Genomic DNA, 22,599 nt, shown 5'->3' with positions numbered 1-22,599 from the left:
CCATCATTCCCCTTTCGCCATGCGACGAACCTGGTACAAAATCAGGCACAACAAGCTGGCGCATACCAGAATACCCATCAGGAAAGGCCAGGCAGCGGCAAAGCCTTCGGGCGAGCGCAGCAGCACACCAAACAGTGGCGGACCAAAGGCAAAGCCGCCAAAGAACCCGACGGACAACAGCCCTGCGGTACGAGCCGGCGCCCCAAAACGGGCATCCCGCAGCAACATGCTCATGGCAATGGCATTGGTGGCAACCAGGGTCAGGCCAATGGCCAACACCCCGGCTCCCAGGGGCCAGAGCCTGTCCGGCGCGGCCATCATCATCAGCAACAAGGCCACAATCGGGATGACAAACAGGATGCCCAGCAACAAGGTTTCATCCCCAAAGCGGGCAGCGATAGGCGTCAAGAGCACTCGAGACACAATCCCCATCACCCCAAAGCCACTGACCAGCATCCCTATCCAGTACGGCGACACGCCCAGTTGCTGCGCAAATACGCCCAGAAAAGTGATGAAGGACGACAGCACCAGACCCGCGCACAGCTGAATGGCCATTAACAGCCAAAGTTGTTGGCTGGGCCATGGCAAGCGCCAGGACATGCTGCCGGCTGCGGTGCTGGCTCTGGCTGGCAAAAGCTGCAGGGCAAAGTAGGACAGGCACAGCATGGCCGGTACCCACACCACAAACGCCCCCCGCCACCCCAATTTGTAGGCCAGGGTGGGTAGGACCAGACCGGCCAGCAAGGCCGAAGCCTGCACGCCGGACTGCTTGATACCAACCAGCCCCGCCTTGCGCTCTGCCGGTACCAACTGGGCAATGACCTGATTGGTCACCGGGTTGGCCAAGGACTGCGCCAGGCCGCACAAGAGCAAGGCCGTCAGCACACCCCAGAAACCCGGCAACACCGCAATCAGGCTAAAGGACATGGCCACCAGCAGGAACAGCAAAAACAAACCGTGCCGATTGCCCATGCGCTGCACCAAGGCCCCCGCCCACGGCGAAAGCAAGGCAGCCAGCCCAAAGGTGCTGGTGGTTAACCACCCCAGTTGCTCGCGCGAGATGCCCAGATCCTGAATGATTTGCGGACCCAGCACGCCGATGGCGTAAAACACCATCATGGGCATGCCCATCGCCAGAGTCATCAAACTGGCCAGCACCCAGGGTGAACGACTTGCCCGTGTCGATAGCATCATGCGACTGCCTTGTTCATATCTGCCATCTCTTGTGTGGCGTAGTGGGCTTGCAGCAAGTGCTTGCCAACGGTACTGATCAAGGCGTCGTCCGCCCCATCCAGAATATGCGTGGTACGTGCTGCCCGGTAGATGCCAGACAAGGGACTCCAATCCGCCAGCCCTTCGGCCCCCATGATCTGGATAGCGGAATCTGCCGCCTCGCTGACCGCATCCGACGCCGCCAGCTTGGCCACATTCACCTCCACCGCATTGGGCAAACCCGCGTCGAACTTGACAGCCGCTTCACGCAGCAAGCAACGGGCCGAGGTAATGGCCCGGTACACCTGATAGACCCGCGCCCGAACCAGTTGCTTGTCCGCCAGACGGGCCAGTTCTCCGCGCTCCGAGTGAATGCGCTCGCACATGATTTCAAAGCTGCGTTGCGCCAAGCCCAGCCATTGCACGGATCGCAAGATACGCCCCAAGGCCAGGCGCTTTTGCATCAGGGCAATGCCCTGCCCGGCGCTACCCAGAACATAGTCCTCCGGCACGGTCACATTGTTGAACAGCAGCTCGTTCTGCCCCTGATAACGCCCCAGCAAGGGCAAGGGGCGCACAACTTTAAAGCCCGCCGCATCCGTGGGCACGATCACCATGGACAAGGACTCATTCACGGGGCCGTCCGCGCTGCGCGCCACCACGGTCGCGAAGCTGGCCTGTTGCGCCCGACAAATAAACCACTTGCGGCCATTCACATGCCATTGCCCGTCTTTCAGGCGAGCCTGACATTGCATGGTGGCCGGAATCGAACCAATGCTGTCCGGCTCGGACATGGCATAGCTGGACACTGCATCCCCCTTGAGCAAGGGCGTCAGAAAGCGCTGTTTGACGCTGGCCGAGCCATGATGGCTCAACATATACGCATCCAGCGTGGCATCTGCCCCGAAAATGCCGGGACCATATTCGGAGCGCCCTTCCTGTTCAGCCACAGGCAAGTATTCGACCAAACTGGCGATCCGACCACCACGATGCATGGGGTAGAAACTGCCGAACAAACCCGCCTGTTGAGCACGACGTGTCAGGTCCAGAGTCAGCTCGCGGGCCAGATTATCCCCCTGGGCCAGAATGCCCTCGTTGGGGATGATCTCGGTATCCACAAACTGCCGCAGCTTGCGGCTCAAGGCCGCGCTGGAAATGGCAAGGTGATTCATGCTGCTATCCCCGCTGCAGTCTTGGCCCCAGAGCCCAATGCAGCAGCATCAGCAGCCAAGGCGCGCTTGTCGATCTTGCCTGCAGGCGTCAGCGGCAGGCTGCGGTAAAAGCGCAGATACTCCGGCAGCTTGTTCACTTCGAGACCCTGCTCACGCAAGAAGTCGGTAATCTCTTTCAGGGAGAAACGTGGCACGCCTTCACGCACCGTCACGCACAAGCAAATACGCTGGCCCAGATCCGCGTCGGGAACCGGCACGCAAGCCACAGTGACTACATCCGGGTGAGCCATGACCAGGCCTTCAATTTGCACCGGGCTGATGTTCGCGCCACCACGAATGATGATGTCTTTCTTGCGACCCGCCAGTACCAACTGCCCTTGGGCATTGATGTAACCCAGATCGCCCGTTTTCACCCAACCCTGTTCGTCCCGATACTGGGCATCCAATTCCGGGGCGTTCACATATTGCATGGGGCTCAAGGGACCACGAGCGGTAATTTCGCCTACCTCGCCTTGCGGCACTTCGGCACCCTCGTCATCAATCAGGCGGATCTCGCACACTTGCGGATTAGGGGTCCCCACACTGCTCAAGACCACGTCGATGGGATCGTCCAGCGTGTTGTGGCAGTTCACCCCATCGGCCGAACCGTACAGACTGATAAAGCCGCAATCAAACGCTTCCACGCAACGACGCACCGTGGCTTCATCAATCACTGAACCACCCACAATCAAGCCGCGCAAGCTGGCTTTATCGGCCTTCTCCAGCTCAGGCGCTGCCGCAATACGCTGGAACATGGTGGGCACGCCCAAAATAAAGCTGGGTTTGAAGGCATTGATGGCGGCAATCGCGCTAGGCACATCAAACTTGGGCAAGACCACCAAAGAACCCCCCAACCAGCACAGCACACCGAAGGTGGCCGTAGAGCCAAATGAAGAACCCAGCGGCACCAGATACATGCCCCGGAACTCCACATCATTAGGGGAAATGCGTTGCAGGAATCGGCCCCGCCCACCCACCAGCGCATTATGCGAATAGGCCACCAGCTTGGGCTCGGACTCGGTGCCCGAAGACACCAGCAAACGCACTGGCGAATTGGGAGACACCACCGGCAATTCGGACAAGGCCAGGGGTTCGCCCTCGAACAGGGAATCCAAAGTCATCCAGCCCGGACGCGATGGGCCTTGCACAATCAGGACACGTAAGGACAACAGCGTAGGTCGCAAGGACTCGATCACTTCGCACAAATCAATGCCTGCATATTCATGCGGCACAATCACCGCCCGTGCATCGCAACGACGCACCAGCGACTGAATATCCAGCTTGCCCCGTCCGGGTGGGAAAGGCGCAACAATCGCCCCCAAAGCCGCGGCGGCCAGGTCAATGGCGCAGCACACCCAATGGTTGCTGAGCTGATACGCCACCACGTCTCCCGCCATAATCCCTGCCCGACGCAAGCTGCCTGCCAGACGCAGAGCCGCGTCCATCAAGGCGCTATAGCTGATATTGCCTTGCGGCGAGAGCACCGCCAGTTTGTCCGGATGAGCCTGGGCTTTTTCCGCGAACAGCGTAAAGACCGGCTTGTTCGGGTAGGTACCGTCCTCTATCCAGCGTTGGCGCAATGACGCAGGGACCAGATCGATGATGCCAGCGTGATTCATAAAAACCTCCAGGGAGAATTAACAGACGAATAGCCCTTGTCATGGAAATGGGACGCCAGGCATGGATCAGCACGCAGTTGCGCCAGATTGCTATGGACGCGGCGGGCCGGTATGCCCAGCACATCCAGTTGCGTTTCCAGGCTACGGGCAGACTGGGACAGAAGACGATCCGGCAAGACCGTCCAGACAGCATCGGGCGACACATTCAGCCACCCGGCCAGGGCATGCAGATGCGTTTGATCCTGGCAGTCGATGACGATGAAGCCCTCGCCCGTCTGGAACACCGCCGACACGCCAGTTTTACTGATGGGAGAAACGGCCTGGGCCAGATGATCGGCCGTGGCCAACAAGGAGCTGTCTACCCGCAAGCCCGACCCGCTCAGGCCCCGGCGCAGCAAGGCGGCACTGATACCCAGCGCGGCCATCACCCCGCCCAGCACATCCAGCACCGTAAACAACGACCCGCCCCGTGCATCCGAGGTTTGAGAAATGGTGTGAGCAATACCCGACCAGGCTTGCACCGTGAAGTCCGTCCCCGGCGCGTCCACTTGCTCCTGACCCCAACCGCCCGCATAGGCGTAGACCAGATCCGGGCGCACCGCGTGCAAGTCCTGGGCATCCAGTTGCAGCTCGGCCGCCTTGCCCGGCGCCCAGTTATGCAGAAACACATCGGACTCGCTCACCAGCTCGTAAATGGCCTGGCGGCCTTGAGCCGATTTGATGTCCACTTCCTGCACCGTCTTGAATTGATTAAGCGCATCAAAGCGCACCGAGCAGCCATCCACGCACGGCGGCATGGCGCGCAAGGGATCGCCACCGGGCGGTTCCAGACGAATCACCTCCGCCCCCAGCAGCGCCAGCAAGTGACCGGCAATAGGCCCTTGAATCCGACGGCAGGACTCCACCACCCGCAAACCACGCAGGGGCAAATCGGCCTTGGACGGCAAGGTGCTCAATGAGCCGGGCGCGGCATGAATCTGATGCTGCCACAGACCGGCCAAGGCCGCGTAATCACTATCGCTCTGGCGTTGAGCCGGTGTACGTACCGGCAAGATGGCCATGCCGGTCTGCAAGGCCAGTTCCTGTAAACGGGCAAAGTTCAGGGCTTGCAGACTACTTAAACACGCCGCGGGCATGGGGCACACCGCTTTGGCATAGCGCAGCAGAAATGCTTTCCAGGCCTGACCGGCCAGATCGGCCGGTACGCCCACTGCTTCCCAAAAGGCGCGCCAGGGTCGCGGGTCCAAGGTTTCCAGTTCAAAGACCACGCCGTCTTGCGAAACAAAGGGGGGCCGCAAGCCGGGATCGTAACTACCCGCCAATAACTGTTCGGGATCTTGAGCCGCCGTTGCCCCGGCCAGATACTGCCCGATACTGAGCAGGCCGCAGCCCAAGGGCGAAACCGACACCGTAGAGAAACGCCCGCCGCGCAATTGGCCCAAGGCCGCCGCCAAGGTCGCTTGCAGGGTCATGGCTGAACTGAGCACGGCCAGATAATCCAGGCCCAGCGTGCCCGAAAGCCCACTGGAGCGTCCATGCACGGACAAGATACCGCTGGCAGCCTGCATGCTCAGCTCGCTGATCGCGGCTTGCGTCATGCCGCCCGCCTCGGTTTCCAGATGCGTGCTAATCGTTCCAAAATCAGGCGAATACAGGCTGAATGCTGCTTCGTCTTGATGGCCTGCGGATTGTCCTTGTTCAGATAAACCCAGCAATCGAGCCTGACGGCTCAAGGCAGCAGGCAAGCCCGGCCAATACGGGGGCTGTGAGCCCATCTGCCAACGTAATCCGCAGCCATGTAGTAATTCAGACATAGTTCCAAACCAGAGTGATGCGCACGCCAAGTGCTGATTGCAGAAACCAGCACTTGCACCATGAAAATCCAGACCAGATGGTCTTAGCCCCCTGCTACGGCAGGCAGTACGGTCAGGCTGTCGCCAGCGCGGGTGGCGGTTTTCAGACCATCGCTGAAACGGATGTCCTCTTCGTTCACGTAAATGTTCACGAAACGGTGCAGGTCTTCGCCGCTCATCAGGCGCACCTTGATGCCGGGAAACTGGCCTTCAAGATGCTCGATCACTTCGCCTACCGAAGCGCCCTGGGCCTGGACTTTCTTCTCGCCGTTCGTCAGTGGACGCAGCAAGGTCGGGATAGAGACTGAAATGGACATGTTTAAAACTCCTTTGAAATAGTGGTTTCCAACAGCCGGGACGCACGCCCCCTTGGGGGAGCGACGCTGCTCCCTAGACAATCACGATGGTTTCTTCGGTCACACCGCCGTCGATAATCCGGAAGGATCGAACCGGCACGGTGGCCTGATCCCAGGTGGACACGATCAAGTAATGCAGTTCGGGATGGCCCGCAAAATCAATGTCATCCTTGCTCGGGAAAGCCTGGCTGGCGGTATGAGAGTGATAGATCACGCAGCACTCCTGATCGTCCTCATCCAGACGGCGGTAGACCTGAAATTGCTCGCGCGAATCGAACTGATAAAACACCTCCGAGGCCGCCCGGTTTTGCATGGGCAGCACGCGTTCGGCCACCAGCGAGCCCTCCTGGGCGGCAATCAGTCCGCATGCCTCAATGGGGTGATCCTGCTTGGCATGATTCAGAACTTGCTCCAGAGCAGAACGACGAATCTGCAAGGCCATGATGTGCTTCCTCCCGAACTTAGTAAGACGCCAATTCGGGAGCGACCTGCTCCACCCAAGCCAGCACGCCGCCTTCCAGATTGCGCACCTTGGGGGCCTTCAACTTGATCAGCTCTTCGCACACGGTCCTGGAACGCGCACCGGAGCGGCACGAAATCACCAGATCCGCATTCGGACCAAAGGCAGCCAGAATCTCGGCGGCGACGGTGGGCGATTTGGGCATCAGAATCGCGCCAGGAATATTCACGATTTCCCATTCATTGGGATCGCGCACGTCCACCAGGACAGGGGCCTGCTCTTGGTCCAGCCGTTCTTTCAGCTCCAGCACAGTCATGACAGGCACGGGGATGGCCATGGCATCAGCCGGTGGATTCAGGCCGCAGAAGGTTTGGTAATCGCCCAGCTCGGTCACGGGCTTGCGATTGGGCAGGCGGCGGATGGGCAGTTCGCGGTAGCACATATCCAGTGCGTCATAAGCGATCAGGCGGCCGATCAAAGGATCGCCAATGCCGGTAATCAGCTTGATGGCTTCGGTGGACATGATGGAGGCAATCGAGGCGCACAAGACACCAAACACACCGCCCTGCGCGCAAGACGGAGCCAGCTCGGGCGGTGGGGGCTCGGGGTACAGGTCGCGGTAGTTCAAACCTATGCCACCGGGCGCGTTTTCCCAGAACACCGCGACCTGGCCTTCAAAGCGGAAGATCGAACCCCAGACATAGGGTTTATCGGCCAGCATGCACGCATCATTGACCAGATAGCGGGTCGCAAAGTTGTCGGTGCCATCCAGAATCAGGTCGTAGCGCGAGAACAGCTCGACCGCCATGTCAGGTTCCAACCTGTCGGTATACGTTTCTACCTTGATATGGGGGTTGAGCTTGTGAATCGCACGCTTGGCGCTTTCCACTTTCAGCTCGTCAATGCTGTCTACGGTGTGAATGATCTGGCGCTGCAGATTGGATTCATCCACCCGGTCAAAGTCGATGATGCCCAGTGTGCCCACCCCGGCTGCGGCCAAGTACAGCAAGGTGGGCGAACCCAGCCCCCCTGCCCCGATAACCAGCACTTTGGCATTTTTGATGCGGCGCTGGCCTTCCATGCCCACATTGGGAATCAAGAGGTGACGGCTATAACGGTTAACCTCTTCGCGGCTTAAAGGCTCACCGGGCTCAACTAATGGGGGCAAGGTCATAATGACTCCTGGTTAAATACATATGAATAAGAACAAGACTTATTCTCAAATATGACTGAAAATGACACAATAGCCTTTGGGTTCTAATTTCTATGCGAAACGGAGCAAAAACGATGAACGCCAGCGCAACCTGCACACGCTGGCGTTTTCAGACCCTGACTTACTGGCTACGCAGCAAAACTTCGGTGCTGGCACCGACGCTGTGGCGAACGCGCCAAGCCAGTACAAAGGCGAACAGAACACCCAAGGTGAGCACGCCCAGCATGACAACCTGACCGAAACGGTCCAGCACGATGCCGGCGACAATGGGAACGGCCATACGGGCCAAGGTGAAGATGGTCGACTGCAAACCGTAGTCCGATGCATTGCGCTGTCTACGGGTAAAGAACATGGTCAGCCCAAAAAGCAATGCGGACACAGCCCCCATGCTGGCCGCAATCAACAGGGCGCTGCTGATCAGCCACACCGGCCCCAGCTTGGCCCAGACGGAAACCATCAACAGAATCAGAGACAGCAAGGCCGCCAGCAGATAAATCGGAATGGCACGCGCGGCACCCAGAAATGACGCCAAACGTCCGCCAATCAGGCTGAACACGGCACCGGTAATGCCACCGGCAATCCCGACCGTCCAGGCCACCTCTTCCAAAGGCATGCCCTGGTCCAGCATCAAGGGTTTCAAGTAGAACCAGACAGCGCCAATAAAGGGGAAGCTGGTCAGTAGCAGGCTGGTCCACTGCTTGGCCCCTTCCTGCCCGAAGAAGCTGACCCAATCGGCAACAAAACCGGGCGTTGCCTGCTCAGTCTCAGCCGCTTGCAAACCGGCTTTGGAACGCAAAAAGACAAAGGGCAAACAACCAATCACCAGCCCCAGGCCCATCAAGACAAACGGTGCCTGCCAACCCCAACGGGCCTGCACCAGCACCATCACCCCCGCCCCGACGATCGCGCCCAGAAACAAGGCGGCAGAACGAATACTGCCTGCACGCAACTGCTCGTCACGCGGCAGGTATTGCACCGCCAAGGCATTCAAGGGGATGTCCATCCAGGTCGCCACAATGCTGATGGCAAAGGTCAGGGCAAACAGCAGGGTCCGCTGATCAATCAGATTCTCGCGGCCTATGCCTACATACAAAGCCAACAACAAGACCGCCATCAACCACAGCCAATGCACAAAATGTCCGCCACCCAGGCGGACACGCTGCACCGGCATGGCCAGCACCAGCTTGAAAATGGCGGGCAAGGCCGCCAGCTGGAACAAACCTATCTCGGTGCCGGACCAGCCATGCTGTCGCATCACCAGGGGCATACCCAGCATCAGGTAAATACTGGGGACAGCCAGCACCAGATTCATCCAGCCAAACAGCAGTTGCGCCCCCCATGCTTTCCACGTCTTCATTCTCATCACCCTTTGCACGCCTTGCGCGCAATCAATGCAGTGACGGGCGCAACCGGAAAGCGCACCTCATCAAACTGCTGAACATCATCAAATCCGGCTTGTTCCAGCAACTGGGCCAACTGCCCTTCCGGCAGCACATGGCGGCCTTGCATGCGCATATGCAGGTAGTAATGCAAAATCCGTTTGGCCTTGCTGACCTCGGTATGCACTTCGGCGTGACAGCACACCAGCACCCCACCGGGGCGCAGCGCGCGATACAGACGGGCCAGCAAAGCAGGAATATCCGGTACAAAATGCAGCACGGAAGAGCACCAGATCAGGTCATAATCCGCCCCGAAATCGTCCACCAGCAGATCACCGGCCAAGGTGCTGACACGGGCCTCCAGACCCGCATCAAGAATTTTTTGCTGAGCGACAGCAGCCGCCGCTTTGTACTCGAACACCACGGCATTCAAGTCCTGCTGCTGTTGCGCCAAGGCGATGGCTACCAGTCCTGGCCCACCACCCAAATCCAGCAGACGTTGCGCCTGCCAGAACTCCGGCACGGCTCCAAAAATCTCACAGGCCACCTCGGCCGTCACCGCCGTTTGTTCCTGGGCAATTTGTGAACGTGCCGCCGCTGCCCAGCCTTGCTGAATCAATGCCGGATCCGCTGGAGGCGATTTGCCATTACGCAGCAGCTCATCGAGCTGATTGCCCACCTGACGCAAGACACCATGCCGAAACAGCAAGGCATCGCCACAGTATTGCGCCGAACCCGGATTCAGATAACGCGCCGTTTGCGGCAGGCTGCGATAGCGTCGCGGACAGGTCCACTGACACTCCAGCAGCTCCAGACTCCACAGCAACTCCAGCAGGTAGGCGGTGTTGTCGGCGTCCCACTTGAGCACAAGCGCAAGTTCCTCCGCAGCGATAAACTGATCCAGATGCGCAAACACGCCATACCCCAAAGCCAGGTTCAAGGCATCTGCACTTAAACCCGCCAATTGCGCGTCCCAACAGGCTTGCAGAGCATGCGACTCCAGCAATTGCTCCGACAAAACGACTTCTCCTAGCGATCGATCCAGCACTGTTTTTTACCTCCGTGAATTCCACAATGGCCCTTCCCTCTGCCATCACAGCTAGAAATGATATATATTTAATGAGAATTATTTGCATTAAGATCTATGCTGAACGGAGCAATTCATATGCGAGGCGCTTTTAGCAGGAGAAATGATGAACACGCGCAAATTTGGCTATCGCTTAACCACGGATGAACCCAGGTCATGCCGCGCTCTGAGCGATGGCCGAGTCCGGCTGCAACTACCCGAAGAACTGGGCCACTGCTATTCCGAATGCGTGGAACTGGAACAAGGGTTCTTGTTGGGCCGCTTGCACTATCACCCCAGCCGATCGCTGGTTGAAGAGAGCAACGGCCCGCACGCGGGCCGTGTCATTGTGGTGACGGTGGGTCTGCAAGGACAGTCGGCCTATCAGGGTCGGGAGAGCTCAGATCTGCTGTTCAAGGCAGGCCATACCACGGTGACGGCTTTTCGATCCCTGCGGGGGGAACGCCACTATCAAGAGGACCAATCCGTATCGCAATTACGGCTGGTCATCAGCGAGGCGGCCTTGAACAAATACGTGGGCCCGGAACGCGCCACCCAGTTGATGGATTGCGTGGGACTGCACCGTCTGTCCTTTCATGCCAGCAGCCAGGCCACCATGGCCCATGCGGCGGCACTGGCACGCTATATGCAGCCGTGCACCCCGGAGCAGCCCATTCATCACCACAGGCTGAACCTGCAAATCCATGCACTCAGCTTGCTGGCCGAGCAGTTCAACCGCCTGGCCCCACCCGACGCCCCCAACAGCGCCCCGCTGTCGGTGGATGATATTCAACGGGTCGAGCGAGCACGCGATTTGCTCAGCTCGCAACTGGACCAGCAAATCACGGTGGAGTATCTGGCCACGACGGTAGGCATTAACGAGCACAAACTTAAAGAAGGTTTTCGCTATCTGTACGACAACACGCCTATCGGCCTGCTGCTTGAACTGCGTATGCGCAAAGCCTATACCTTGCTGGAGTCCGGCCAACAAGTGGCCCAGACCGCTTGGCAAGTCGGCTACAAATACCCCAATAATTTTTCCGTCGCCTTTACGCGCTACTTTGGCCGCTCGCCCAAATCCATTTTTGGCAACAAGCGCGCCTAAACCTTTGTATTTCCGCTGTTTTCGGCCTCTGCATTCATAGAGGCCCACCCTTCTTTCGGGCCGCCCCCTGCGGCCCTCTCCCTGAAAAGTTCCCCTTCTGCTTTGACAAATTCCTGCAATTGCAGCGGATTTCCGGTCCTGCATAGGAATTGCTCCGTCCTGCATATCAATCTAAGTGATAACTATTCTCATTAATGTGAATAATATCCCCGTGCCTTTCCTCACCTTTTGAGACAAGGGGTGAGCCTGGCCAGCAAACGGGAAGTATTTCCTCACGACAGATTGTTATTTTTCGCACGGAGCCCTGGTTCGTTTTATGTCCGCTACCCTTTCACCCTACACAAAAAAACACGCGCTCAAGCCGCTGGTGTATGCCTTGATTCTGGCCTCCTGGGCCGGGCAGACACAGGCCCAAAGCGTGGGCAGCGCCCCACCCTCCTTCCGTCAGGACGAGAGCCGGGAAGACACGGACAGAGCCACTCGTCTGGACACTATTACCGTCGTACGTGAAACCCGCGATGAGGCCGGCAAAACCGATGTATTCGAGAAAGACGTCTCCAATGTGTACGCCGGCAAGGAAGAAATCGAGCTGTACAAGGGCAGCTCCGTGGGGGATTTATTCAAGGGCCTGAACGGTGTGTATGCGGGGGACTCGCGCAATAGCGGCGCGCTGGACCCGAACATTCGCGGTATCCAGGGTGAAGGCCGAATTCCCCTGACGATTGACGGCACGGAACAGGCAACATCAGTCTGGCTGGGACCGGCCGGGGTGGCCAACCGCAACTATGTTGATCCCAATATGATCAGCAGCATTCTGGTGGAAAAAGGCGTGTCGGCAACGTCGGGAGCTAGCGGGATTGGCGGATCGGTGCAGATCCGCACGCTGCAGGTTGAAGATATTGTCAAACCGGGCGAGACCTTCGGGATTGAGCTGAAGGCGGAGACAGCGACAAACTCGACCAAGCCGAATGAGCGGGCTTTTGGGATTTTCGGAAAGGACTATCGCGATATTCCGGGAGCAACCTTTCATAAAGGTGGCACGAATGGTGTTGTTCTACCTGACAACATCTCGCCAGACCGTATGCCGAAAGTCGGAAATAGCGGCAAGAACTTCAATTTTGAAGACCACTCCTATCGCCTGGCCATCGCCACACAGCAAGAAAATTTTGATCTGCTCGCCGCATACAGCTACCGCAGTCGCGGCAACTATTACAGCGGTAAGAAAGGTAGTGACAAGTACGAGAACGACACCTGGCAAGAGGACGCAAATAGCGACTACAACCCGTCGTACTCCTTCCCCAGAGTGAGCTACATCGCCAAGTACTACCGTCCTGGTGAGGAAGTTCTGAACACATCCAGCGAACTGGAAACCACGCTGCTGAAAGGCACTTTGCGCCTACCTCACGATCAAGCCATTGATATGAGCTACATGCGCAGCAACCATACCTTTGGCGAAAACGTGCCATGGAACGTGGTCTGGGCAATCCATGCCCTGGATGGCTATGGTGAAAAAAATATCCTCCAAACCGAAAACCCATATAGCAAGGTCAAACAAGACACCTGGAACCTGAACTACTCCTGGAATCCCGAAGGCAGTCGTTTCATCAACTTGAAGGCCGGAGCCTGGATTACCCAAAGCGATAGTGAGCGTCATCAGAATGGCGACATCATTTATGGGATTCAAGGCCAGGGCTTGAACAACGGACGCGATGGTGACTGGGACAACTACACAAATTGCCATGTCCTGGGCACAAACGGCTCTGAATGCGCTTGGGTACCTCCTACCGCCCCAGAAAAGCTCCCCAATACAGATGGGCGCTTCAACATCGTCCCCAGAGCTTTGCAAATTACTGACCATAGGCGTAGCGGGCTGAACATCAGCAACGCCATGACATTGCACCCAACTCTGGACCTGGGCTTGTTCGCTGATTTCACCCGAGAAAAACTCAAGCAGCATGATGCTTCGGAGAAGCTCGAGAACCTGAATGAATTGACCTGGGGCGTGAACCACATGGGGCCTCGTTCAGGCACCCGCCAGCAATGGAATTTTGGTTTTAACTTCGACTGGCGGCCTGTGGACTGGCTGCAAGTGAATGCTGGCGCACGCTATAGCGACTACTGGTCGTACGACGACAAGCTGGCCGAGATGCGTAGTCAGCAGCATAAGGACTGGGCTATTCAGCCTGCCCTGAAAGGCTATAACTACCAGGTTCAGCGCTTAATGAGCAATCAAGAAGTTGCTGATTACGAAGGCCAAATCATTGAAAAAACATTGCCCATTTACAAGCAATATGAAGAAAACTGGCAGTTCATTTCTGACTTAGATCCAAGTCTACTAGAGGCCGTCTTCGGGCATACAAGCAAAAAAACATTTGAAGAAATATTAGGTAATACATTCCATGAAGGAAAAATCAACGGCTATCGCTATATCGAAGAAACGGTTTTTGTTCCCTCTGGAGAAAGTCACAAAGGTTTTACTGCCAATAACCCCTTTACCAATGGAGAAATTGACTCAACAGAGCAAGTCACCGATGCGCAGGGACAAAAGGGCACAGTAGACAAATACATTGCCTCGATAAGCAATCGCAAACCTGTTTACCAAGACGAATCTGAAATATCCAATAAATGGGAAGAACCTAAAAAACAAAAAGACCATGCATGGGTTCCCCACATCGGGCTGACAGCCTTCATTACAGACGATATTCGTCTTTATGCCCGATACAACGAATTTGTACGTTTTCCAAGCCTGTTCGAGTCCTCCATGGCCTTGGCTGGCGGCAGCAAGCGCTCGACCGGAACCGCTAATCGTCCTGAGCATGCCTACAACTGGGAAATCGGCTATGTCCACAATCTAAGCAGCTACTTTCCAAGTCTGGAATATGCAGACATCAAAATCAATTACTTCAACAACCGGATCAAAGACTATATAGACCGAGACTGGGACTTCAATACCGTGCAGTTTGACGAGAAAAAGATGTCCGGTATTGAACTGCAAGCTCGCGTGGATAGCGGTAAATACTTTGCCAACTTTGGCGGCACATACCGCTTGAAGCAGCAGCTATGCGACGCCGATTACGCCCAGACGTTTATGCCCATCCCTGGAGCCGCAGGAAGCGACCGCATACCTGCCTGCGTTGATGGCGGCTTCCCTCGCACCTTTGCCAGAACCAGCCTGCAACCGCAGTACTCCCTGAATCTGGATGTCGGTGCACGCCTGCTGGAAAAGAAACTACTGCTCGGAGCACGTGCGGTGTATCACAGCGCTGCGAAAAACAAAGATGAAGGGCATTTTGGTGGCCTTGGCTGGGCATTTAACAGAACGAACTACTGGAACCCCATTTTGGTCTTCGATGCCTACGCCAGCTATCAGGTACAGAAAAACCTGAATGTGGACGTGGCGATCAGCAATCTAACTAATCAGTACTACCTGGACCCTATGGCCCGCACCTCCATGCCGGCCCCCGGACGAACGGTACGCGTCGGTATGACAGCACGTTTTTAAGTTAATCGGTTTTTTTGGTCGTTTTCGTAAAAACGCCCTTTTTCTTCACTTAATGGAGTTCGTAATGAAAGCAAGTCTGAATGTACAAAAACTGGCTATTGTTTCGGCTTTCCTGCTGGCCTCCGCCAGCAGCTTCGCTGCCCCCGTCGCGGGTGGCTCCTCGAAAGCATTTGTAGTGGCGGATAAGCCGTCCACGATGATGGCTCAGGGCGAAGCTGGTATCTCCATGCCAGGTACTGACCCTTATGACGCCACCAAACAATCAGGAGTGGTGAGCTTCAAAAGCGGTCCTCTTTGGCAAACCAATCAAGTGCTGGGTGGTTCTGATGGCAATGGATATATTCAAATGCCGTTAGGAACAAACATTGCTGAAACATGGCGCCATACCATCACCAGCGGTGTAGGAGCAGGCACTCAAATTTACGCCTATCGCCAACTGAACAATCCTCTGCCAGGCTACCCCCACTTCGGTGGCGAAGTAGTTGCCAAGGTTTCCGGCCAGGAAGTGTATTTTGGTGAGTGGGCTCCCCGCATAGCCGGCACACCCCCAGCAAGCAGCACGGATCTGAACCTGAGCCATGCTGACCGCACGGTGTTCTACACCGGCGAAAACCCAACCACAGCCATGCCTAACCTGGTCAATGCCAAGTACGACGTTGTAGGTGTCAACCAATACAACCCCGGCACCCAGGCTGGTATCTCCAAAGGTACCCTGACCGCTAACTACGCTGGCGGCTCAGGTACGTTGACAGGCTTGGTCGGCACCGTACTCTTCAATGGCACAACCATTAGCTCCAACGGTACCTTCGCCCAAGATCTTGCCGATTCTTCCAAAATCCGCGGTCAGTTCTACGGCGCTGCCGCTGATGCGCTGGCTGGTATTTACTACAACACCCCTGGTGGCACTAAAGACATGGCCTTCGGCGGTGCCAAGCAGTAATCCGCCTCTGACAACACGCTAGTTTTGCCATAAGAAAAAGGGATCGACACGCTCGATCCCCTTTCTCTCCGGACCCTGCGTCCATCTCCCCTTTTTCTTGCAAGGTTTTCATTCATGCATGGGCGAGCCCTTCCCCTTTTGTGCCTGCTGCTGGCCATGGCATCCAGCGCGGTGCAAGCCAACGACGACGATACGCGCCGACTTCTGAATCAAATCGACCGCAATCTGAACGAACGCGAACGCTCCCATTTAGTGGAAGAAACCCCGCCCGATGTGGACCCGTCGGCCCTGATCACCATCAACGGCACAACCTATAGCGTCGATGCCACGCTGACCGATCTGGAACCGGCCATTTATGTCGCCATCAATCTGCAGCAGTGGGCCAAGGTGGATCAGTTTGTAGAAAAATATCAGGAGCTGCCCGGCCACAACCCTGCCCTGGTGCTGATGGCTCAAGGGATGGTGGCCCGTAGCAAAGACAATCACAGCCTGGCGATCAGCAAGCTGCGCCAGGCTCAGGAAAGCGATCCCAATATGATGCGCGTCAAGCTGGAACTGGCCCGCCTGTTGTTCGAGGACTATCAATCCAGCGAAGCCAAGGAGCTGTTCAGCCAGATTTCCTCTGCCGGTATTCCTGATGAAGTACGGCCCGTAATTGAAGGCTTCCAGGGTGCCTTGCAGGACCGCAATGCCTGGCACGGTTCCGCCTCGATTGGCTTGGGCTACAACAGCAATATCAACAAAGAAAACGGCCAGCAAGACACCTTCTTTACCTGCTATTTCTTTGGGTGCTTTCCGTCAGTGCGCAAGATGCCGGACCCGGTCAAATCCACCGCCATGGTCTACGACCTGACCTTGAACCGGCGTTTCCAGCTAAGCGGCAACCACAACCTACTACTGCGCGGCCTGAGCTACGGCAATCTGTACGACAAGCACAAGGAAGCCGAGCCCAAGAATATTTATTACAGCGACAACACCAGCATTATTTACGCGGGCTACAACTATCAGGACGCTAAAAACGATCTGTCGATTACGCCCTTGTTCGAGAACAATTACACCAACCGTCGCACCAGCTATCAGTCCTGGGGCGGGCGCGTGGACTGGAAGCACAATCTTAGCGACAGGCTGCAAGTAGGCGTGAATGCCCAGCACAAGAGCCTGTCCTACAAAGGCGATTTACGGCAGTACTTTGAAGGCGTCAAAGAGAACCAGATAGGCTTGTACGGCTCGTATCTGATTGATGCCAAAACCGTGGTCTACGGGGGCCTGAATTACACCCGTAATCTGCAGTCTCAGCAAACCGCGCAAAGCCGCAGCTATATGGCAAACCTGGGAATTTACAGGGCCTTTGATGCGGGTTTCAATATCAATGCCACGGCCCTGTACCGGCAGACCCGTCACGATGCCGAGGACTTGTTCCTGGGCGGGCTGCGCAAGGACCGTCAGCAGATTTATATCCTGAACGTAGGCATGCCGCGCTTTGCGTTCAAAGGCATTACACCCAATTTGTATGTGAAGCACACTTTCAACAACAGCAATATCGACTGGGCTTTCAAATACAAGCAAACCGAAGTCGCGCTGAAGCTGGAAAAGCGTTTTTAAGCAAGGACTTCTTCGACCTCGGCGGCTGATCGGGTGCCGTCCCTTTTTAGCATCAAGCGCCTGAAGCGACAGGTATCTTTTTTAGTGACAGGGAGCGTCGTGCCACTGTTGAAAGAAGCGTTTTCAATGAGGTATCGGGGTTCTGTGGCAGGTCTCAAGGCCCAGCGGCCGCGTGTAGATCAGCCCTTCCCGTGATGCTGCTCCAGGAGACAGGGCGATAAGGTCTTATTCCCTGGATCAAACACTTAACAAGCATGAGACTATATGAACTTGCGGGGCAGACCGCCCTGCATTTGCTTTGTCTGCTTGCGTTGCGCCCTATTGCGCCCCCAGCGCGGACAAAAAAAACCACAAAAATTGCCAAGTGAAAGCCCGGTTGACCATCAGTCGGGATATAGTCGAGCAATCGATTTTCCTTAGCAGACAGAATACTTATCCCTTGGAGTCTTTCCCCATGCTTGGCCAAGAAAAAGAAACTCGCTCTGATACCAGCCCTCAAGACAGCGCCTTTCTGGAAGAAAAAGCCTTCCGCGCCCGTACTGTGCTGGTCTTTGGCGCCATCACGGATAAGCTCGCCTCGGAAACCGTGCGCAAGCTGCTGGCGCTGGATGCCGAATCCACCGCCCCTATCACCATGATCGTGTCCTCGCCGGGTGGTCACCTGGAATCGGGCGATGCCATCCATGATGTGGTGCGTTTTATTTCCTCGCCCGTCACCATGGTGGGTACCGGCTGGGTGGGCAGTGCTGCTACCCACCTGTTCCTGGGTGCCGCCCGCGAGCGTCGTGTGTGCCTGCCTCAAACCCGTTTTCTGATTCACCAACCCAGCGGTGGCGCCGGTGGTCAGGCCAGCGATATGGCCATTCAAGCCCAGGAAATCATGAAAGCGCGTGAACGTATCGCCCAGGTAATTGCCCGTGAAACCGGCCAGCCTATCGAGCGTGTGCGTGACGATATCGAGCGCGACAAATGGATGAGTGCCGAGGAAGCCATTGAATATGGCCTGATCTCACGCATTATCGAACGCCGTGACGAACTGCTGCCTGCCAGCAAGTAATGACCATTTGAGGGCCCCATCATGCTGACTATTCTTGGCAGAGAATCCTCCATCAATGTACGCAAAGTCATGTGGACCTGCGCGGAGCTGAATCTGGAATTTGAGCGGCAGGATTGGGGCATAGGCTTCAAGGACGTCAACACGGACGAATTCCGTGCGCTGAACCCCAACGCAAAAATCCCCGTCCTGCTGGATGGGGAACGTGTGCTGTGGGAATCCCATACCATTGTGCGTTATCTGGCCAACCGCCAGGCACCGACGGCCTTGTATCCGCAAGATGCCTGGCAAAGAGCCAAGGTGGATCAGTGGCTGGACTGGCAGGCCTCCGAGCTGAACCCGACCTGGACATATGCGTTCTGGAGTTTGGTGCGTCAATCGCCCAAGCATCAGGACGCCGCACAGGTTCAGGCATCCTTGGCTGCCTGGACCCAGGTAATGGGAATTTTGGAAAAACACTTGGCGCAGACCCAGGCCTATGCCGCCGGAACGGAATTCACCCTGGCCGATATCATTCTGGGCCTGTCCATTCACCGCTGGCTGAATACGCCGTTTGATCGCCCGGTACTCAAGGCAGTCGAAGACTACTACCACCGCCTGGCCGCGCGGCCTGCCTTTATAAAGCAATGTGCCGGTTTCCCTTAAGCGGTACTTTGCCTTAGCTGACCAAAGCCGCCCACTATGTTCGCGGCTTTTTTTATGTGTCATTGACGCTCGAGGCCACTTGACGCCCTTTTAAAAACTAGAGATGTAGACATGGACGAAACCATACGAGTTGGCTGCGGTGCAGTCATTATGCAAAACGACAAAATCCTGCTGCTCAAGCGTGTGCGTGCACCAGAAGCTGAGCACTGGGGGATACCGGGCGGCAAAGTGGACTGGCTGGAAACCCTGGAGCAAGCCGTTACACGGGAGATTATGGAAGAAGTGGGTTTGCGTTTGGAGACTCTGGAGCTACTGGTCAATGTGAACCAGATTGATGCCGACAAGGGCGAGCACTGGGTGGCGCCAGTTTATTTGGTCAAATCCTTCACCGGCCAGGCCGTGGTGCAGGAGCCTGAAAAGCACAGCGGCATGGACTGGTTTACATTGGATCAACTGCCAGAACCCTTGACGGTGGCGACCCAGGTGGCGGTGGCTGCAATAAAGAAACGTAGGGAGTGAAACTGCCAAGTCAGAAGCAGCACTAATACCAAGGTGGGCGGCAGGATCAGGAACAAAGACAAAGATAAACCAGCCAGATCAAGATCAAGATCCACGTGTAGTTTGGTGCCAGATAACTGGCGAATGCCTCATCAGTCGGCCCCCACTTTTGTAATATACTTTTCCGCATGCGCGCCCTGGGTCCCCGTTTCGTTTCCCGCGAAATCCGAGTTTGGCAACTTCTGTTTTGCCTGGCTCTGCTGACCTACGTCTGTCGCGCCATCGTCCCGGCAGGCTACATGCCTACCCGCTCAGGACAAGACAATGGCTTTGCCATTACCTTCTGTACGGCTGGCAATGCTGCCAATACGCTCTGGATTGATCTGGTCGGCCAGGATGGCCAGGCGGATTCCGATACGCATCACAATCAACAGGACTGCCCCTTTGGTATCGCGGCCTCCCCCGCCTTGTTGCCGACCCTGGATGCGCCTGTTCTGATCAGCCTGATCAGGTACCGGCCGGTTTTGTTAGCCCAGAGCAATCAAACCCTGCCACCGCTGCCGGCACAAGGCCCTCCTTTAGGTTCACGCGCCCCGCCTTTATTCCTCGCTTGATGTGTTCCCGTCCTTTGACGGTTTCTCTTTTTTATCTAGCCGAGGTTTTCAATGTCGATTTCTTCTACGTCTTTCCGTGCCACTCTGGGCATGGCTGCTGTGCTGTTCGCCTCTTCCGCTGTGGCACACGTTTCCCTGCAAACCAAGCAAGCCCCGGTGGGCAGCAGCTACAAGGCGGTTCTGTCCGTACCGCATGGCTGCAAAGGCTCTGCCACCACCAAAATCCGTGTCCGTATTCCTGAAGGTGTGGTCGGTGTCAAACCACAACCCAAAGCAGGCTGGACTCTGGAAACAGTAAAAGGTGACTACAAGCAGGCTTACACGCGTTGGGGTGCCAAGGTCAGTTCCGGTGTTCAGGAAGTGGTCTGGGCTGGCGGCCCTTTGCAGGACGAGCACTATGACGAGTTCGTGTTCATCAGCTACCTGGCCGATGAGCTCAAGCCCAATAGCACGCTCTACTTCCCGGTTGTTCAGGAATGCGAACAAGGCGTGGAGCGCTGGATTGATCAAGCAGCTCCGGGCACCAAGGAAGCGGCTGACCATTCCGACGCCCCTGCTCCTGCGCTGCAACTCTTGCCCAAGCCTTAAACACCCAGGCGGCTGATGCCTTTGGGCATCAGCCTGAAGGAGATCTTATGCAAATGCATACCCTGCGTAGGCAGGCAGCTTGCCACCCACTGCTCGTGCTACTGCTTGCCTTGCCGTTGCTGGCCTGGGCGCCGGTGCTGTATGCCCATGCCTCCTTGGTCGCCAGCAAACCCGATAGCGGCACGGTGCTGGCCCAGGCTCCCAGTACAGCCAGCCTGAGTTTCAATGAGACCGTATCGCCCTTGCTGATGAAGTTGATTCGTCCGGATGGTTCCTCCAAGGAGCTGGAGGACGTTCTGACACAAGACCAGCGACTGGAACTGGCCTTGCCGCCCATGGAAACCGAAGGCACGTACGGGCTGAGCTGGCGGGTTATTTCTGCTGACGGCCATCCCGTAGGCGGAACGCTGACGTTTTCCATTGGGGCGCCCAGCTCAAATCTGGTGGACAGCACCCACAGCAATCCCCTCAGAAATGGACTGATCTGGCTTGCCCGACTTCTGGGCTATGTGGGCCTGTTTACGGGGATAGCTTGGGTGGTCTACCGCGCCCTGGCTCCAGCATCAAACAACACATCAGCGAGTCAAGCTCATATCGCGCCACGCATGCTGACTTTAGGGGCCGTCGCCTTATTGCTGAACCTGGGCTTGGTGGGTGTCGATGCCTTGGACTTGCCTCTGTCCGCCCTGTTCGGCACGGCCGCCTGGCAAACGGCTGCATCGACCTCCATGGGCCTGGCGGTGCTGCTGGGCTGGCTAGCTCTGGCCTGTGCCGCCTTATCCTGGAAAGCGACACACTCCGCTAGCCAGAAATGGCTGGCTGCTTTGGCGCTGATTCTTCTGGGAGCTTCCCTGGCGTCCAGCGGACATGCCAGCACAGCAGATCCCGTCTGGCTATCTCGGCCCAGTGTCTGGCTGCATGTCGTGGCGCTGACACTGTGGATTGGTTCCTTCCTGCCTTTGGTTTATGCACTTCAGCATGCTCAGGACTCCCGCTTGCTGACGCTGTTCTCGCGCTGGATTCCCGCTGTCCTGCTGGTTCTGGTCCTGAGCGGAGCCGCGCTGATCTACGTGCAATTCGATCAACTCGCTTCGCTCTGGGAAAGCCGATATGGACAAGTGCTCAGTGCCAAGCTGATTCTGGTCCTGCTCTTGCTGGGTTTGGGAGCCTACAACCGCTATCGTCTGACTCAAGCCGTCTTGCAACAGCGTAGCGATGCCCGACAGGCTCTGCGACGTGTGGTTCGTCTGGAATATGTGTTGGCGGTGCTGATCCTGGCCGTGGCCGCATTATGGCGCTTCACCCCGCCCCCGCGCGCCCTGGCCCAACTAGTTCCACCCAGCGTTTCCAGCCATATTCATACCGAAGCCGGTATGGCAGATCTGTTGTACATCCCGGCCTCCACCCAGCACCCCGCCATTCTGACCGTCTCTTTATACGAGCCGGATTTCAGTCCCCTGAAGGCTCAAGAAGTGGAGGTGATTTTCAGCAACCCGCAAGCCGGGGTGGAGTCCATTACCTTTCCGGCGGAACTCACGCGACAGGATCAATGGGAAGTGAGTAATGTCGAGCTGCCGCATCTGGCCAGCTGGAATATTCGTATTCAGGTGCTGATTTCAGACTTTGAACGCATACACCTGGATAGCACGCTGGATTTGCAAGCCAACTAAACCCGGCGTCCC

19 protein-coding genes are annotated in these 22,599 nt (G+C 56.7%); 10 read left to right on the top strand and 9 right to left on the bottom strand.

The genetic code is table 11. The annotated features are described in order from the left end of the window. Positions 1-3 precede the first annotated feature (3 nt). From D0C27_RS10695 to D0C27_RS10655, 9 genes are all read right to left on the bottom strand, one after another. Positions 4-1,194 carry a CynX/NimT family MFS transporter gene (locus D0C27_RS10695; RefSeq protein WP_240688246.1) on the bottom strand — a complete coding sequence of 397 codons (1,191 nt, stop codon included), beginning with the start codon at positions 1,192-1,194 and terminating at the stop codon, positions 4-6. After that, positions 1,191-2,384: an acyl-CoA dehydrogenase family protein gene (locus D0C27_RS10690; RefSeq protein ID WP_137430953.1), complete on the bottom strand. Its 1,194-nt coding sequence runs from the start codon at positions 2,382-2,384 to the stop codon at positions 1,191-1,193. Before D0C27_RS10690 ends, D0C27_RS10695 begins: the two co-directional genes overlap by 4 nt. Next, a complete protein-coding gene (locus tag D0C27_RS10685) occupies positions 2,381-4,042 on the bottom strand; it encodes an AMP-binding protein (RefSeq protein WP_137430952.1) in 1,662 nt (553 codons plus the stop codon). Before D0C27_RS10685 ends, D0C27_RS10690 begins: the two co-directional genes overlap by 4 nt. Next, a complete protein-coding gene (locus tag D0C27_RS10680; RefSeq protein WP_240688245.1) occupies positions 4,039-5,856 on the bottom strand; it encodes a CoA transferase in 1,818 nt (605 codons plus the stop codon). Before D0C27_RS10680 ends, D0C27_RS10685 begins: the two co-directional genes overlap by 4 nt. Positions 5,857-5,939: 83 nt before the next feature. Then, positions 5,940-6,212 carry a MoaD/ThiS family protein gene (locus tag D0C27_RS10675; protein WP_137430951.1) on the bottom strand — a complete coding sequence of 91 codons (273 nt, stop codon included), beginning with the start codon at positions 6,210-6,212 and terminating at the stop codon, positions 5,940-5,942. A 73-nt stretch (positions 6,213-6,285) separates the two neighbouring features. Continuing rightward, on the bottom strand, positions 6,286-6,693 hold the full coding sequence (locus D0C27_RS10670) for a Mov34/MPN/PAD-1 family protein (protein ID WP_003801262.1): 408 nt from the start codon (positions 6,691-6,693) through the stop codon (positions 6,286-6,288). A gap of 19 nt (positions 6,694-6,712) precedes the next feature. After that, on the bottom strand, positions 6,713-7,885 hold the full coding sequence (gene moeB, locus D0C27_RS10665) for a molybdopterin-synthase adenylyltransferase MoeB (RefSeq protein WP_060185900.1): 1,173 nt from the start codon (positions 7,883-7,885) through the stop codon (positions 6,713-6,715). 160 nt (positions 7,886-8,045) lie between these two features. Beyond that, positions 8,046-9,281, bottom strand: coding sequence for an MFS transporter (locus D0C27_RS10660; protein WP_240688244.1), 1,236 nt, complete (start codon positions 9,279-9,281; stop codon positions 8,046-8,048). 5 nt (positions 9,282-9,286) lie between these two features. After that, a complete protein-coding gene (locus D0C27_RS10655; protein WP_035267972.1) occupies positions 9,287-10,321 on the bottom strand; it encodes a class I SAM-dependent methyltransferase in 1,035 nt (344 codons plus the stop codon). Between the two features lie 175 nt (positions 10,322-10,496). Here D0C27_RS10655 and D0C27_RS10650 point away from each other — a divergent pair, with 175 nt between their 5' ends. From D0C27_RS10650 to D0C27_RS10605, 10 genes are all read left to right on the top strand, one after another. Continuing rightward, positions 10,497-11,474, top strand: coding sequence for a helix-turn-helix domain-containing protein (locus tag D0C27_RS10650; RefSeq protein ID WP_060185903.1), 978 nt, complete (start codon positions 10,497-10,499; stop codon positions 11,472-11,474). 562 nt (positions 11,475-12,036) lie between these two features. Beyond that, positions 12,037-14,976, top strand: a complete 2,940-nt coding sequence (locus D0C27_RS10645) for a TonB-dependent receptor domain-containing protein (RefSeq protein WP_240688243.1) — start codon at positions 12,037-12,039, stop codon at positions 14,974-14,976. Between the two features lie 64 nt (positions 14,977-15,040). Beyond that, on the top strand, positions 15,041-15,916 hold the full coding sequence (locus D0C27_RS10640; RefSeq protein ID WP_115635211.1) for a Slam-dependent surface lipoprotein: 876 nt from the start codon (positions 15,041-15,043) through the stop codon (positions 15,914-15,916). A 156-nt stretch (positions 15,917-16,072) separates the two neighbouring features. Then, positions 16,073-17,518 (top strand): surface lipoprotein assembly modifier, encoded by a 1,446-nt coding sequence (locus tag D0C27_RS10635; RefSeq protein ID WP_240688242.1) that lies wholly within the window; start codon positions 16,073-16,075, stop codon positions 17,516-17,518. Between the two features lie 454 nt (positions 17,519-17,972). Next, the gene (locus D0C27_RS10630; protein WP_137430947.1) at positions 17,973-18,575 is read left to right on the top strand and encodes an ATP-dependent Clp protease proteolytic subunit; all 603 of its coding nucleotides are present in this window, start codon (positions 17,973-17,975) and stop codon (positions 18,573-18,575) included. A gap of 21 nt (positions 18,576-18,596) precedes the next feature. Continuing rightward, on the top strand, positions 18,597-19,217 hold the full coding sequence (locus D0C27_RS10625; protein ID WP_035267982.1) for a glutathione S-transferase family protein: 621 nt from the start codon (positions 18,597-18,599) through the stop codon (positions 19,215-19,217). A 111-nt stretch (positions 19,218-19,328) separates the two neighbouring features. Further along, positions 19,329-19,736, top strand: a complete 408-nt coding sequence (locus D0C27_RS10620; protein ID WP_137430946.1) for an NUDIX hydrolase — start codon at positions 19,329-19,331, stop codon at positions 19,734-19,736. Between the two features lie 167 nt (positions 19,737-19,903). After that, entirely contained in the window at positions 19,904-20,329 is a 426-nt protein-coding gene (locus tag D0C27_RS10615; RefSeq protein WP_338018789.1) for a DUF2946 family protein, read from the top strand. Positions 20,330-20,380: 51 nt separating this feature from the next. After that, positions 20,381-20,917 carry a YcnI family copper-binding membrane protein gene (locus tag D0C27_RS10610; protein ID WP_083053694.1) on the top strand — a complete coding sequence of 179 codons (537 nt, stop codon included), beginning with the start codon at positions 20,381-20,383 and terminating at the stop codon, positions 20,915-20,917. A gap of 47 nt (positions 20,918-20,964) precedes the next feature. Next, positions 20,965-22,587, top strand: coding sequence for a copper resistance CopC/CopD family protein (locus D0C27_RS10605; protein WP_137430944.1), 1,623 nt, complete (start codon positions 20,965-20,967; stop codon positions 22,585-22,587). Positions 22,588-22,599: the final 12 nt, after the last annotated feature.

Origin of the sequence: Alcaligenes faecalis (genome assembly GCF_005311025.1) — a bacterium.
Lineage (GTDB): Bacteria > Pseudomonadota > Gammaproteobacteria > Burkholderiales > Burkholderiaceae_B > Alcaligenes > Alcaligenes phenolicus.
Note: the sequence above shows the minus strand (reverse complement) of the source record. Positions and strands in the feature narration are given on the sequence as shown.